We start from the raw sequence: 14,742 nt of genomic DNA, 5'->3' as shown, positions 1-14,742 counted from the left end.
GTGTAAATCGCTTCAGGGCAGACTGCGGTTCCTGCTCGAAGGAAATCGTCAGTGAGATAGAGAAGCATTGCAAACATTTCTACATCCGTGCCAACCGATGCAGTTCGCTCTACAATGACATCTTTGCTCTGAGAGGATGGAAGACGGAGGAGATTAACGGCATCCAGTTCGAACTCAATTCCATTCTCGTTGAGAAATGGGAAGGCAAGTGCTATCGTCTTGTCATCCAGAGACAAAGACGCAACAGTGGCGACCTTGACCTGTGGGAAGGCGAATACACTTACCGTTGTATTCTGACCAACGATTACAAGTCATCGACAAGGGACATTGTTGAATTCTACAATCTGCGTGGCGGCAAGGAACGTATCTTTGACGACATGAACAACGGATTCGGTTGGAGCAGGCTCCCCAAGTCATTCATGGCGGAGAATACTGTCTTTCTTCTGCTTACTGCATTGATACACAATTTCTACAAGACCATCATGAGCAGGCTTGACACCAAGGCTTTTGGGCTCAAGAAAACGAGTCGCATAAAGGCTTTTGTCTTCAGATTCATCTCCGTACCTGCCAAGTGGATCATGACTGCAAGGCAATACGTGCTGAATATCTACACAGAGAACCGAGCTTATGCAAAACCCTTCAAAACAGAATTCGGATAAGAATCCTTTCTTTCCGGTTTGAATCTGCGTATTACCTCAAGTCGCATCGTGGGGTAAGGGGATGGTGGCTACATATTGATGTTGTGCTGTTGCTTTTTACTGAAAGCTGCTACTAACGACTCATAAATCTACCCTTAATCGTGTATTGGATGATAGTTGCGGATTTTAGGATAATTATATGACAAATTTAGGTACTTTATCTGATATGCCCAAGTGTTTTGGGCGTTTTTTTTCAGTATATTGACGGCTTATGTCGTAAAAACTATTTCTCTGGCGGGTGGTATCTTCATGGGCTGGAGTTATAACCTGGCGCTTTTTCTGCGAAGAATGAGCAGGCATACGACCAGAAGAGCGGGGAAGAATGTTGCGGCCAAAATGCCACCATGTATATCGTCGCCTGTAAAATGGGTACAAAGCCCCACAAGAGATGGCCCAAAAGTGCCGCCGGCATCGCCGGCAAGGGCCAGAAGGGCAAAAAGAGCAGTACCGCCGTTGGGTATCCGTGCCGATGTAAGACTGATGGAACCCGGCCACATGATGCCTACAGCCAGACCGCTGACCATGCAGCCGGCCAGACTCAGTAGCGGAACAGAGGCTAAAGAAGCTGTCAGGTAAGCGACCAGACTCAGAAGCCCGGCCCATGTCATATAGGCGGACAGGTCCAGATTCTGTCCCTTCTTGCTATACCATAGACGGCCGAGACCCATACAAAAGGCAAATCCACAGGGACCAGCCAGATCACCAATCGCCTTTTCTACTCCCAGAGAGGCTTCGGCAAAGGCCGATGTCCACTGTGCCATAGTGGCTTCTGAGGCTCCGGCAGCTACCATCAGCAGTAGGAATATCCAGAACATTCCATTGCGCAGCAGTTGACCCATGCTCATACTCTCGGCATCGGGCACAATGGGTTCAATAGGGCATGTCGCGAAATTGATGATGTTGTAGAGCGGTATCAATGCCCATAGGCAGGCCAGAAACCTCCAGTGGTCCAATCCGAATAGGGAAAAGAAAAGCGTAGAGCCGACTATCACTCCCACGGCTCCCCAACAGTAGAAGGAATGGAGCAGGCTCATCATGCCCTCCTTGTTTGGGAAAGGGCAAGCCTCGATAATGGGGCTGCACAACACCTCTATCAACCCGCTACCTATGGCATACACGCATACACAGAGGAGTATTCCCACCAGCGGATTGGGGAATAGTTCTGGCAGAAATGCCAGCCCCATCAAGCCTGTGGCTGATGTTATCCCAGAGATGATGATACTTTTGCGGTAGTTGATGTTCTTGAACTTGGCGCACAGCAAGTCTGTAATCAGTTGGATGATGTAGAATACAGCAGGAATCAACGCCAGACTGGCTATAGGTATCTTGTACTCATGGTGGAAGGCCATGAATAGTAGAGGGGTGAAATTGGCCACGATGGCCTGTGTTACAAAACCAAGGTAGCAAGCCCGTTTGGTCTTCCTGTAATCTTTTCCTTTCTTCATGTTTTTGTCTACTTGTTTTATCTTCCAATGTATTCCTGCTATATTGCATTCGTATTTCTGCATTTATATTAGGATAGCGATGATTTCTGACGTGTGCTGCAAAGTTAACTGTTTGTCGGGAGAAACAGACGAATTATATTAAGTTTTTTCCCTTAATCATTAACTTATGTCAAACAGCCGTAAAAAGCCTACGGTTTTGCTTTGCCGTTTCTGCTAAAAGACGTACCTTTGCACCCTATACTTTGGTGTGTTACAGGTGCATTGACAGCAGATATGGACACCATAAAGGATTACTAATTATATAGAGAAGACATACGTATGAACGATGTATTTGCATTTTCGGATAACGAGCGCAGCGCAGCGATAAAACTGATATTTCAGATACGGGAGGCCATAGCCGACTCGCTGGCTCCCGGTGACGAACAGCTGATGCGCCAGCATATAGAGCAAGCCATCAACAGCCAACGTATCCAGCGTGATATGTTCGGTCTCAACCCCATTCTGCATGCCCTACAGACGGCTTGGCTGGCCGTAACAGAGATAGGGCTTAAGCGTGATGGCGTATTTGCCATTCTGCTCTATGAGGAAGTGATTGGGGGTAACGAGGACATTGACCACCTTACCTCGCTCTTCGGTGATAATGTAGGACGCATCCTGCATGGTCTGTGCCGCATACATGACTTGTATAAGAAAAATCCTGTAATAGAAAGCGAAAATTTCCGTAATCTGCTGCTGTCTTTTGCTGAAGATATGCGCGTGATTCTCATCATGATTGCCGATCGCGTGACGTTGATGAGGCAGATTCGTGACAATTCTAATCTTGAAGCCAAACGCCAAGTAAGCGAGGAGGCCAGTTATCTATATGCGCCATTGGCTCATAAGTTAGGTCTGTATAAGCTGAAAAGTGAACTTGAGGACCTGAGTCTGAAATATCTTGAGACCGATGCCTATTATATTATTAAGGAGAACCTTAATGCCACCAAGCGTTCACGCGATGCTTATATTGAGCGCTTTATCTCCCCTCTCAAGGCTAAACTGGACGAGGCAGGTCTCGTCTATCATATGAAAGGTCGTACCAAGAGTATACATTCCATCTGGCAAAAGATGAAGAAGCAGCAATGTGGCTTTGATAAAATATATGACCTCTTTGCCATTCGCATCATCCTTGACTCGCCTTTAGACAAGGAAAAGATGCTCTGCTGGCAGACATTCTCTATCGTTACCGATATGTATCAGCCCAATCCCAAACGATTGAGAGACTGGCTGAGTATGCCAAAGTCCAATGGATATGAATGTCTTCATATCACGGTGTTGGGCCCAGAAGGCAAGTGGGTGGAAGTGCAGATACGTACTCAACGCATGGACGATATTGCCGAGCATGGTCTTGCCGCCCATTGGCGCTATAAAGGCGTTAAGAGCGAGGGCAATATGGATACCTGGCTTGCCAGTATCCGTTCGGCGCTTGAAGCCGGTGATGACCTGCAGGTTATGGATCAGTTCAAGATGAACTTGCAGGATGAGGAAGTCTATGTCTTTACGCCCAAGGGCGATCTGTTCAAGTTCTCACAAGGTGCCACCGTACTTGATTTCGCTTATTATGTACATACCGCTGTCGGTAATTCTTGCATAGGTGCCCGTCTTAATGGGCGCATCGTGTCTATACGCGAGACATTGCATTCCGGTGATACGATAGAGATTCTGACGCAAAACAATCAGAGGCCCAAGCCCAGTTGGTTGGGTATTGTAAAGACGCCAAAGGCAAAAGCCAAGGTCAAGTTGGCGCTCAAGGAGACTCAGGCTAAAGAGGGACTTCTCGCCAGAGAAATGCTTGAGCGTAGGTTCAAGAATCGTAAGATTGAGATAGATGAAACGCTTGTTAATATCCTTATCAAAAAGATGGGATTTAAGGAGCGCTCTGATTTCTATAGAAATGTGGCCGATGGGAAACTTGACATCAACACCATTATTGAGAAATATGTAGAGCTGCGCGACCATCAGTCTGCTATGGCGCAGCAACGCCAGATTCAGTCTGCGGAAGAGTTCAATTATGATAGTACTGATTTCAAGTCTAAAGGGAATGATGACGATGTCTTGGTAATTGACCGCAATCTGAAAGGCATAGAATATAGTCTGGCAAGATGCTGTAGTCCTATTTATGGTGATGATATTTTCGGTTTTGTCACCATTAATGGTGGTATAAAGATTCACCGCACAGACTGTCCTAATGCCCCTGAATTGAGGAGGCGTTTCGGTTATAGATTTGTAAAGGCGCGTTGGAGTGGAAAGGGCAACTCCCAATATAGCGTGACTTTACGTATTATCGGCAATGACGATATAGGTATAGTAAGCAATATTACTAATATTATATCAAAGGAAGAACGCATTGTCATGCGGAGTATCAATATAGACAGTCATGACGGGTTGTTCAGCGGCAATCTGGTCGTAATGATAGATGACACATCGCGCATGGCAAGCCTGATTAAGAAGTTGCAAACAGTAAAAGGCGTTAAGTCGGTGGCCCGACTTTAACGCCTTCGGCTTGATTTCTCATCCACAATTTGTATGCCTTTTTCCGTACACATACCGCGGATAAATACAAGAATGGTATTGTCGAAGATACTCTGAAAGGAGTATTTGTTGTACATGCCCGTTTCGATAATATATGTCATGGCGTTTTGTACAACTTCAGTGATAATGGCAAAGTTGGTTCCTTGCCTGAAGTACCCGTCTTCAATGCCCCATTGGAAAAAATCACTAATGGTCTTTTCGCGCTCCTTACGTCGTTTGGCGTGCATCTCCATTACTGTCTTATATTTGGGTATGTCTATGAAAAACTGTGGATTAATGTGGGAGAATGCGTCAACTTGTATGTAATACGATTCCATCAGGATTTCGACGGCATTGCGCTTTCCTCCTTGGGCATAGTTAAGCAGGTAGGCGTCGATGTGTTCTTCGGTCTCTAATAGACCTTCGTATAACAATTGCTCTTTATCCTGGTAGATTTCATATAGCGTGCGCTTTGAAATACCAAGTATCTTGGCAATGTCATCCATCTTGATTTTCTTGATACCATGCAGGAGAAACTGCTCCATTGCGGTCTTGAGAATCTTGCCTTTAAGTTCCTTTCTGTAAATCGTTTCGTTTGCCATGATGACATTATATATTTTCTAAATGCAAAAGTATAAAAAAAAGATAAAAACTTGTCCTTGTTTGTGGGTTTTTTGTTAACTTTGTCACATTATTATTTCAGATGGTAACATAAATAAACTCTAAGATAAAGATGGTAAAGATTACGAAAGAGGCCGCTTTGGAGTATCACCAAAATGGCAGACCTGGAAAGATTGAGGTTAAACCAACCAAACCATTTCATACTCAAACTGATTTGAGCTTGGCTTATTCGCCAGGTGTAGCATTCCCGTGTTTGGAAATCCAGAACAATCCGGACGATGCATACAAATATACCGACAAAGGTAATTTGGTGGCTGTTATCTCTAATGGTACGGCAGTTCTTGGATTAGGAGATATCGGCGCCCTTAGTGGAAAGCCAGTTATGGAAGGTAAGGGATTGCTATTCAAAATCTACGGAGGTATTGATGTCTTTGATATCGAAGTTGACGAGAAAGACCCGGAAAAGTTCTGTGAGGCAGTTGAGCGCATAGCCCCTTCATTTGGTGGTATCAATCTTGAGGACATCAAGGCTCCCGAGTGTTTCTATATAGAAGAGCGTTTGAAGAAAAATCTTGATATCCCAGTAATGCATGACGACCAGCATGGTACTGCAATTATCAGTGCTGCGGGACTGAAAAATGCCTTGGAGGTTGCTGGCAAGGATATTGCCAAGGTAAAAATCGTTGTCAATGGTGCGGGAGCAGCAGCAATCAGCTGTACAAAACTATATGTTGCACTTGGCGCACGCCGTGAGAATATAGTAATGCTTGATTCAAAGGGCGTGATTACTACCGATAGAGAAAAACTGACTCCGCAGAAAGCATTGTTTGCAACCGAGCGCAGAGATGTACATACTCTGGAAGAAGCTATAAAGGGTGCCGATGTCTTCGTGGGACTGTCCAAGGGCAATGTGCTTACTCAGGACATGATACGTTCGATGGCGAAAAGTCCTATTGTTTTTGCTCTGGCAAATCCTGTGCCTGAAATCAGCTACGAAGATGCCATGGCAAGTCGTCCAGATGTGTTGATGTCAACAGGTAGAAGTGATTATCCTAATCAGATAAACAATGTAATAGGTTTCCCATATATATTCAGAGGTGCGCTTGATGTGCATGCGCGCGCCATAAATGAAGAAATGAAAATGGCTGCTGTACACGCAATAGCTGATTTGGCCAAGCAGCCTGTTCCTGATGTCGTCAACGAGGTATATCACGTAAACGAATTGGAATTCGGTCCTGATTACTTCATACCGAAGCCCGTTGACCCCAGATTGATTACGGATGTTAGTGCCGCTGTAGCTAAAGCCGCTATAGAAAGTGGTGTGGCCCGTCTGGAGATAAAGGATTGGGATGCATATAAGGATCATTTGCGGCAGATGTTAGGTCAGGAGACCAAGCTCACTCGTAATCTGCATGCCACTGCAGCTTTGCATCCTCAACGTGTGGTATTTGCGGAAGGTGGACACCCAACGATGATGAAGGCGGCAGTGCAGGCCCGTCAAGAAGGAATCTGCCAGCCAATCTTGCTTGGTAACCCTGACCGCCTGAATCGCCTGGCCAATCGCTTGAAGCTCGACCTTGCAAATATAGAGATTGTGGATATGCGCGCCGATAAAGAGCAGGGCCGCAGAGCTACTTATGCCAAGCATTTGGCAGAGAAACGTGCACGTCAAGGATATACTTTTGAAGAGGCATACGACAAGATGTATGAGCGTAATTACTTTGGAATGTCTATGGTGGAGCAGGGGGATGCCGATGCATTTATAACCGGACTTTACACCAAGTATTCCAATACTATCAAGGTGGCGAAAGAGGTTATTGGAATACGTCCCGAGTACAACACATTTGCCACTATGCATATTCTGAATACTAAGAAAGGTACGTATTTTATAGCTGATACGCTGATTAATCGACATCCGGACCAGAATGTGCTTTATGATATTGCTAAGTTGAGCGCTAATGCTGTTAAGTTCTTTAATGTAGAACCCGTCATTGCCATGATCAGTTACTCTAATTTTGGAACGGATGACGCAGGTAGTCCCCAGAAAGTTCATGCTGCAGTGGAGCAACTCCAGAAAGATTTCCCCAACTTGAAAGTGGATGGAGAAATGCAAGTGAATTTTGCTCTGAATAAGGAATTAAGAGATGACAAATATCCATTTACCCGTCTGAAAGGAAAGGATGTCAATACGCTTGTCTTCCCAAATATGAGCAGCGCCAATGGTAGTTACAAACTACTCCAGGCCCTTGATCCTGATGCGGAAATTATAGGTCCGATTCAGATGGGATTGAACAAACCGATTCACTTTACAGATTTTGAGAGTTCGGTGCGAGACATAGTGAATGTTACTGCGGTGGCGGTGATTGACGCGTATGTTCAAAAAATTATAAACAAAAACAAATAAGCAATTATCTTAGAATAAACGGCCATCTGCATTAACTTCAGATGGCCGTTTATGTAATAATTATCTGTTGTCTTTCTCGTGTTGGGCAAGGAATGCTTCTGCACGTTCGAGGTCTTCGGGTGTGTCTATGCCGACAGTCTCAATAGAGGTTGTTCCAACCTTAATCTTATATCCGTTTTGAAGCCATCTTAATTGTTCCAGACTCTCTGCGATTTCCAATGATGATTGTGGAAGTTTGGTTATTTGCGAAAGTACCTCTTTTCTATATGCATAGATGCCCAGGTGTTTTAAGAAGGGATAGCGGTTAATCCATTCCTGTTTCTCTACTCCACGGACAAAGGGTATAATGCTTCGTGAGAAATACATGGCATAACCACTATTGCTTACAACGATTTTGGGAGAATTAGGGTTCTCGACGGCTTCTATTGTTGTAAATGGTTTGCCAAGGGTGGCTATTTGGGTATCTTCATCGTCAAAGCATTTGCATAGAGTTTCAATTTGACTTTGCTGGATGAATGGTTCGTCACCCTGGATGTTAACAACGACATCGGCATCAATATTGATTTTGGTGAGAGCTTCCTGTATGCGGTCGGTGCCACTCTTATGGTCACTCCGTGTCATAATGGCATTTCCACCAAATTTAACTACCGTATCAAAAATGCGCTGGTCGTCTGTTGCCACGTATGCATGGGGCAATACAGATGTAACCTGTTCGTAAACTCTTTGAATAACTGGTTTTCCACCGAGAATTGCCAATGGTTTGCCCGGAAAACGGGTAGAGGCGTATCGGGCGGGAATGATTGCAATAAACTTTGTCATAATTTGGTTTTTTATAGATGCAAAGGTAGTGATTTTTAAGAATATATTTTGCCGTATCATCGTTTTTTGCTAATTTTGGCAATAAATTCTATTAATTTATGACTAAGAAAGCAATTGTTATATATATACTTCTATTATTTCCTTTATTCCTTTCTGCGCAGAAAGTTTATTTAGGTTCGTGTACAACTTCTGATGGAGGTCAATATAAAGGAGAAATGGTGGGGGGGAAGCCCAATGGTAAAGGTTCTGCAGTATATACAAACGGAGACACTTATGAAGGGGAATATGTAAAAGGAAAGCGCAATGGTTATGGCGTATACTCTTTCTCCGATGGTGAGAGATATGAAGGTTCGTGGTTTCAAAATCAGCAACACGGACGCGGAACTTATTATTTCCTTACCAACAATAAGTATGTCGGGCTTTGGTTTCGCGATGAACAGCAAGGCCATGGAGTTATGTATTATTATAATGGTGACAAATATGAAGGCAATTGGCAGAAGGATAAGCGCCATGGCAAGGGAAAATATACTTTTGCAAGTGGTGCATATTATAATGGCAATTGGGATAATGATAAAAAATCGGGTAAGGGATTCTTTGATTGGGGAAATGGCACCACGTATGATGGTATGTGGCTTGACAATCAGAGATCTGGAAAGGGAACTTTCAGATATGCCGATGGGGATGTATATATAGGAGAATGGAAAGACGATATACAGGACGGCTTGGGTATCTACAAATTCCAGAATGGTGATTACTATGAAGGAAAATATGTTCAAGGAGAACGAACAGGGGAAGGAATATTCAAGTACTCTAATGGTGACAAGTATGTTGGAAACTTTCAGAATGGAGAGAAAAATGGATATGGCTCATTCTATTGGTCCAATGGAGACACCTATATAGGATATTGGAGCAATGACCGTCAGCATGGCAAAGGTAAGCTAGTCAAGAAAAATGGCGATGTATTTGAGGCCAATTTCAAAGAAGGTTTGTTTGATGGGGAAGTGATAATCCATTTCGCAAATGGTTCGCGCTTTAAAGGAATGTACAAGAAAGGACTTCGTAATGGTCCTGCAATTGAAGAAGATAAAGATGGAAAACGCTTTGAGGGTGTTTATGCAGATGGTCTGCGGAATGGCCGTTTTTTGGAAAAAGACCGCAACGGAAAAATTGTCGCTCAAGGCAAATATGAACATGGACGAAGAATAGTAGATTAATTTAATAAACGAAATTATGATAATTGACAATTTGACTAATCTTACCAAGTATGTCGCTCTCAACCGTTCTTTTCAAACAGTCATTGATTATCTTAAAGCCAATGATTTGAAATCAATGGAGCCTGGTCATTATCCAATTGATGGTGACAATATATTTGTGAACATCCAAGAGGGCTTTGGAAAAACAAAAGATGAGGCCAAGGTAGAGTGTCATCATGAAATGATAGACATACAGATTCCTTTGACCGAAGTGGAGACATACGGATACATAGATATTACCCACAGAGATGTTAAAGGTTTTGATGCCGTTACTGATATAGGCTTTTTCCCAGACTTGACGCCTTTGTGTTATCCTGTGTGTCAAGTTGGTATGTTTGCCATCTTTTTCCCTCAAGATGGTCATGCACCTATGATAGGTGATACCGCCCGAAAGATAAAGAAAGCAATTTTTAAAGTAAAAATCTAAAGTTATGGTGACTTCAAGTAAAACTTGTAGAAAAGGCTTGAAAGTTGACTCTCCAGCAAAGCAGGCCAAGAGTCAGCAAGTTAAACATTTAGGAATCGTCAAGCGCGATGGCTATCTTGCTCCTTTTGAGGATGCTATTCGTGGCAGGCATGAACATGCTCAGTGGAAATATTCTCAATATACCGATAATGGCAAGTCCACATTATCAGACTTTGCTAATGGACATGAATATTACGGATTGCATAAACTTGAAAAAGGCTGGGTGTTCCGCGAATGGGCTCCCAATGCTACTGACATTTATCTGATAGGTGACTTTAATAAATGGAAGGAAAGTCCCAAGTATAGATGCAAGCGCATCAAAGGTACCGGCAATTGGGAGTTGAAATTGTCGGAAAACAGCATAAATCATGGCGACCTCTATAAGATGCATGTCTATTGGGAAGGTGGCGAGGGAGAGCGTATCCCGGCATGGACTCGTCGTGTCGTTCAGGATGAAGAAACGAAGATTTTCTCCGCCCAAGTCTGGAATCCGGAACAGCCTTATAAATGGAAAAAGAAATCGTTTGTACCTAAAACCAATCCTCTCTTTATTTACGAGTGTCATATCGGCATGTCCCAGGATGCAGAGAAGGTTGGAACCTATGATGAGTTTAGACTCAATGTTCTGCCTCGTATAATCAAGGATGGCTATAATTGCATTCAGATTATGGCGATACAGGAACATCCTTATTATGGAAGTTTCGGTTATCATGTCAGTTCGTTCTTTGCTTCATCGTCGCGTTTCGGTACTCCGGAGCAACTGAAGCAGCTCATTGACGAGGCCCATCAGCACGGAGTGGCTGTAATCATGGATATTGTTCATTCCCATGCTGTCAAGAATGAGGTAGAAGGTCTTGGAAATCTTGCAGGTGACCCCAATCAGTACTTCTATCCGGGAGAGCGTCACGAGCATCCCGCTTGGGACAGCTTGTGCTTTGATTATGGCAAAGACGAGGTCGTTCATTTCCTGCTTTCCAATTGTAAGTATTGGTTGACGGAATTCCATTTTGATGGCTTCCGTTTTGACGGAGTAACGTCCATGTTGTATTATAGCCATGGGTTAGGTGAGGCATTCACCAATTATGGAGATTATTTCAATGGGCATCAGGATGACAATGCAATTTGTTATCTTACATTGGCTAACATTCTTATTCATGAGGTAAACAAGCATGCGATTACTATTGCTGAAGAAGTAAGTGGCATGCCTGGCTTAGCGGCCAAATTCGCTGACGGTGGTTATGGCTTTGACTATCGCATGGCAATGAATATCCCTGATTATTGGATTAAGACCATCAAGGAGTTACGCGATGAGGACTGGAAACCAAGCTCCATTCTTTGGGAGGTTACCAATCGCAGGTCTGATGAGAAGACGATATCCTATTGTGAATCCCATGACCAGGCGCTTGTCGGAGACAAGACCATAATATTCCGTCTTGTTGATGCCGATATGTATTGGCATTTTAAGAAAGGTGATGAGAATATGTGCGCCCAACGTGGTATCGCTCTTCATAAGATGATTCGCTTGGTTACGGCCTCTACCATTAATGGAGGGTACCTGAATTTCATGGGAAATGAGTTTGGACATCCTGAATGGATTGATTTCCCGCGTGAAGGTAACGGATGGAGCCATAAGTATGCTCGCCGACAGTGGAACCTTGTAGACAATAAGGAATTGGATTATCACTATCTTGGCGACTTTGACCATGATATGCTTAGTGTATTGAAGTCAGAAAAGAACATCAACAAGACAGCTGTGCAAGAAATATGGCATAATGATGGTGATCAGATTCTCGCATATATGCGTGGGGATCTGGTATTTGTATTCAATTTCTCTCCATCCCGCTCATATTCTGATTATGGCTTTCTCGTGCCCGAGGGAGCGTATGAAGTGATGCTAAACACTGATTCTAAATTGTATGGAGGAAATGGATTGGCTGATGATACCATTACCCATTTCACCAACTCCGACAAGTTGTATGCTAAAGACCATAAGGGGTGGTTGATGCTTTATATTCCAGCCCGCTCTGCGGTCGTATTAAGACGAAAAGAGTAATACCTTCCTATAAAAAGAATGGCACTGTGTTTTTCCACAATGCCATTCTTTTTTATTTCATGACTGAGATTAAGCCCAGTCGTGTATTGGCTTAGTTGTTGCGGCGAACTTCTTCAAGTGCCTTAACCCAGTTTGTGTCCAAGGAGAATTGGGTAATGAAGTTGTCGTTGTCAACATAGGCATAAATAATGTCTTTGTCCATGTCGTTGAACAATGCGTTTTCGATAGTGACTTTTTTAAATCTGCTCATAATGATGTTTCGTTGATTCTTTTTCTTTTCCATTGACAGTCTCTTTATGTACAGATTGACAAAGTCTATCATTGCGCTCGTCTGGTTGCCTAATTCGTAGGCTGTTACATGGTTGTCGCCAGCCTTCACCATCATATAATATATGGCATCATACTTGAATGTTGCGATTTTCCTTTCGTCAAGCGTCTTCTTGGGATCCGACTTGATGACTTCTTGATTTTGCATGATGCGCTTAATCTCTTTGTAGATTTCCTGAGCGCTTGCGTTTGTTGCCATTGTCAATAGCAACAACATTGATACTAAAAATGTTCTCATATTTTCTTCTGCTGTTTACTTCAACTTTGATATATTGTTTATTCTGTCTTGGTTTCTTGTCGCGAAATCTTTCCAACTCCCGTATTTATGCTCGCTTTGTGGCGCATTCTGTTGCAAAAAATGACAATAAGCGACACCTAATGCGTCAGTTGCATCCATAAACTTGGGCATTTCCTTCTCGTCCATTTTGAGAAGTCGTTGTAGCATTCCTGCCACCTGCTCTTTGCTTGCCTGACCTTGTCCGGTTATGGCCATCTTTATTTTAAGAGGAGCATATTCATGGATAGGGATTTCGCGCCTTATAGCTGCGGCAATTGCCACTCCTTGAGCTCTTCCCAATTTCAGCATAGATTGGACATTTTTCCCAAAGAACGGAGCTTCTATAGCCATCTCGTCGGGCAGATATTCGTCGATAATTCCCGTAATCCTTTCGAAAATCTTGCCTAATCTTATGTAAGGGTCGTGCATTTTTCGTAAATCTATTACTCCTAAAGCCATAAGTTGGGCTTTATTGCCGACGGCTTTCAAGACGCCATAACCCATTACATTTGTGCCAGGGTCTATACCAAGAATGATGCGTTCATTATCTGTCATCTATCAAGATACGGGTTGCTGGCCAATTCATTGCCTATAGTAGTCGTTTCGCCATGACCAGGATATATTTTCGTAGTATCTGGAAGCTGGCAAATCATTCGAAGGCTTTGTATTATCTGGAACATTGAGCCTCCTATAAAATCCGTGCGACCAATGGCATGTCTAAACAATGTGTCGCCAGAGAAAGCAACGTTTTCTTCTTTGCAATAGAAGAACACGCTACCAGGAGAATGGCCGGGTGTTTCAATAATTGTAAACTCATGTGTTCCAAATCTGATGACATGATTCTCGTCAAAATACACGGGATTGGGCATCTGGTAGTCAAGGGTCACATTGACCAAACCTTCCGCTTGCTTGTCGAGCATTTCCATCAGTTGTTCGTCTTCCTTGTGCACTTCTGGCATTAAACCGTATTGCTCATAAATAGTATTATTACCGAAATTATGATCAATATGGCCATGTGTGGCAATGAGGTGCACCGGTTTGAGCTGCTGCTCTTTGATATAGTCTATTATGCTTTGGCGTTCATGTTGTGAGTATGCTCCGCAATCACAGATAACACACTCCTTTGTGTCATCGCTTATCACATAGCAATTCTCTTGCAACATGTTGCATGTAAATCGTTTTATTGTCAGCATGGAATGTATAATATGTTTTTTTCTTTGAACCATTCTTCTTCAAACCAATTACTGATGGGGGCAATTTCAGCAATATTGGAGTAGGGCTTTATCTCTGCTTGCAAGTCACCTCCTTTGAGGCAGATAATACCATTGGGGAGGGCATTGCTTTGTTTCTTGGAAATATTTTTGGCCACAATCTTGGCGAGGTCAGGTAGAGGCATGACCGCTCTGCTCACGACAAAGTCGAATTTTCCTTTTTCTTCCTCGCCGCGGAGATGGACTGCGTTGACGTTCTTCAGCCCTATTGCTTTGGCTACTTCTGTTGCCACCATGATTTTCTTTCCAGTTCCATCGATGAGCCTGAACTTACATTCGGGAAATAGTATAGCAAGAGGAATACCTGGAAAGCCGCCACCAGTACCAAAGTCAAGAAGGGTAGTACCGGGCTTGAAATGAATAAACTTTCCAATTGCGAGAGAGTGAAGAACGTGGTGTTCGTAGAGATTGTCAATATCTTTGCGTGATATTACATTTATCTTTGCATTCCAATCTCTGTATAAATCCTTGAGTTTGGCAAACTGTTGAATTTGTTCCTCACTCAGTTTGTTGAAGTATTTGGTTATAATCTGCATATAGTCTGATGACAATTAAACGGCT

The 14,742-nt window shown here is 43.3% G+C and carries 12 protein-coding genes and 1 pseudogene; 6 read left to right on the top strand and 7 right to left on the bottom strand.

Translation table 11 applies throughout. The annotated features are described in order from the left end of the window. Nucleotides 1-659: pseudogene (locus CIK95_RS09495) on the top strand (IS1380-like element IS612 family transposase); the annotation flags it as partial. 299 nt (nucleotides 660-958) lie between these two features. On the opposite strand, the gene CIK95_RS09490 reads toward CIK95_RS09495, so the two are convergent. Next, nucleotides 959-2,143 carry a sugar MFS transporter gene (locus CIK95_RS09490; protein WP_022311508.1) on the bottom strand — a complete coding sequence of 395 codons (1,185 nt, stop codon included), beginning with the start codon at nucleotides 2,141-2,143 and terminating at the stop codon, nucleotides 959-961. A gap of 318 nt (nucleotides 2,144-2,461) precedes the next feature. Between CIK95_RS09490 and CIK95_RS09485 the strand changes: the two genes are divergently transcribed. Continuing rightward, nucleotides 2,462-4,672 (top strand): bifunctional (p)ppGpp synthetase/guanosine-3',5'-bis(diphosphate) 3'-pyrophosphohydrolase, encoded by a 2,211-nt coding sequence (locus CIK95_RS09485; protein WP_094466862.1) that lies wholly within the window; start codon nucleotides 2,462-2,464, stop codon nucleotides 4,670-4,672. On the opposite strand, the gene CIK95_RS09480 is transcribed toward CIK95_RS09485, so the two are convergent. Next, entirely contained in the window at nucleotides 4,669-5,292 is a 624-nt protein-coding gene (locus CIK95_RS09480) for a TetR/AcrR family transcriptional regulator (protein ID WP_022311506.1), read from the bottom strand. The two genes, CIK95_RS09485 and CIK95_RS09480, sit on opposite strands and share 4 nt — an antisense overlap. A gap of 131 nt (nucleotides 5,293-5,423) precedes the next feature. Here CIK95_RS09480 and CIK95_RS09475 point away from each other — a divergent pair, with 131 nt between their 5' ends. After that, nucleotides 5,424-7,715 (top strand): NADP-dependent malic enzyme, encoded by a 2,292-nt coding sequence (locus tag CIK95_RS09475; RefSeq protein ID WP_094387459.1) that lies wholly within the window; start codon nucleotides 5,424-5,426, stop codon nucleotides 7,713-7,715. 60 nt (nucleotides 7,716-7,775) lie between these two features. Here CIK95_RS09475 and kdsB read toward each other — a convergent pair whose 3' ends face one another. Further along, complete coding sequence (kdsB, locus tag CIK95_RS09470) at nucleotides 7,776-8,534, bottom strand: 3-deoxy-manno-octulosonate cytidylyltransferase (protein ID WP_022311504.1); 759 nt, start codon at nucleotides 8,532-8,534, stop codon at nucleotides 7,776-7,778. A 98-nt stretch (nucleotides 8,535-8,632) separates the two neighbouring features. Between kdsB and CIK95_RS09465 the strand changes: the two genes are divergently transcribed. Genes CIK95_RS09465 through CIK95_RS09455 form a run of 3 tightly spaced genes read left to right on the top strand, consistent with a single transcriptional unit; the run spans nucleotide 8,633 to nucleotide 12,306 of the window. Continuing rightward, nucleotides 8,633-9,748 (top strand): phosphatidylinositol-4-phosphate 5-kinase, encoded by a 1,116-nt coding sequence (locus CIK95_RS09465; protein WP_094387460.1) that lies wholly within the window; start codon nucleotides 8,633-8,635, stop codon nucleotides 9,746-9,748. A 16-nt stretch (nucleotides 9,749-9,764) separates the two neighbouring features. After that, the gene (locus CIK95_RS09460; protein WP_094466861.1) at nucleotides 9,765-10,214 is read left to right on the top strand and encodes a YhcH/YjgK/YiaL family protein; all 450 of its coding nucleotides are present in this window, start codon (nucleotides 9,765-9,767) and stop codon (nucleotides 10,212-10,214) included. A 4-nt stretch (nucleotides 10,215-10,218) separates the two neighbouring features. Continuing rightward, nucleotides 10,219-12,306, top strand: coding sequence for an alpha amylase C-terminal domain-containing protein (locus CIK95_RS09455; protein ID WP_022311501.1), 2,088 nt, complete (start codon nucleotides 10,219-10,221; stop codon nucleotides 12,304-12,306). A 91-nt stretch (nucleotides 12,307-12,397) separates the two neighbouring features. Here the strand turns inward: CIK95_RS09455 and CIK95_RS09450 are convergent, their stop codons facing one another. Genes CIK95_RS09450 through rsmG form a run of 4 tightly spaced genes read right to left on the bottom strand, consistent with a single transcriptional unit; the run spans nucleotide 12,398 to nucleotide 14,717 of the window. Then, nucleotides 12,398-12,832, bottom strand: coding sequence for a hypothetical protein (locus CIK95_RS09450; RefSeq protein ID WP_254046448.1), 435 nt, complete (start codon nucleotides 12,830-12,832; stop codon nucleotides 12,398-12,400). A 54-nt stretch (nucleotides 12,833-12,886) separates the two neighbouring features. Continuing rightward, nucleotides 12,887-13,465, bottom strand: coding sequence for a crossover junction endodeoxyribonuclease RuvC (gene ruvC / locus CIK95_RS09445; RefSeq protein WP_022311499.1), 579 nt, complete (start codon nucleotides 13,463-13,465; stop codon nucleotides 12,887-12,889). Beyond that, on the bottom strand, nucleotides 13,462-14,103 hold the full coding sequence (locus CIK95_RS09440; RefSeq protein WP_022311498.1) for an MBL fold metallo-hydrolase: 642 nt from the start codon (nucleotides 14,101-14,103) through the stop codon (nucleotides 13,462-13,464). Before CIK95_RS09440 ends, ruvC begins: the two co-directional genes overlap by 4 nt. Beyond that, the gene (gene rsmG / locus CIK95_RS09435; protein WP_022311497.1) at nucleotides 14,097-14,717 is read right to left on the bottom strand and encodes a 16S rRNA (guanine(527)-N(7))-methyltransferase RsmG; all 621 of its coding nucleotides are present in this window, start codon (nucleotides 14,715-14,717) and stop codon (nucleotides 14,097-14,099) included. The genes CIK95_RS09440 and rsmG overlap by 7 nt, the downstream gene beginning before the upstream one ends. Nucleotides 14,718-14,742 lie beyond the last annotated feature (25 nt).

Source organism: Prevotella sp. P5-108 (genome assembly GCF_002251385.1).
Lineage (GTDB): Bacteria > Bacteroidota > Bacteroidia > Bacteroidales > Bacteroidaceae > Prevotella.
Note: the sequence above shows the minus strand (reverse complement) of the source record. Positions and strands in the feature narration are given on the sequence as shown.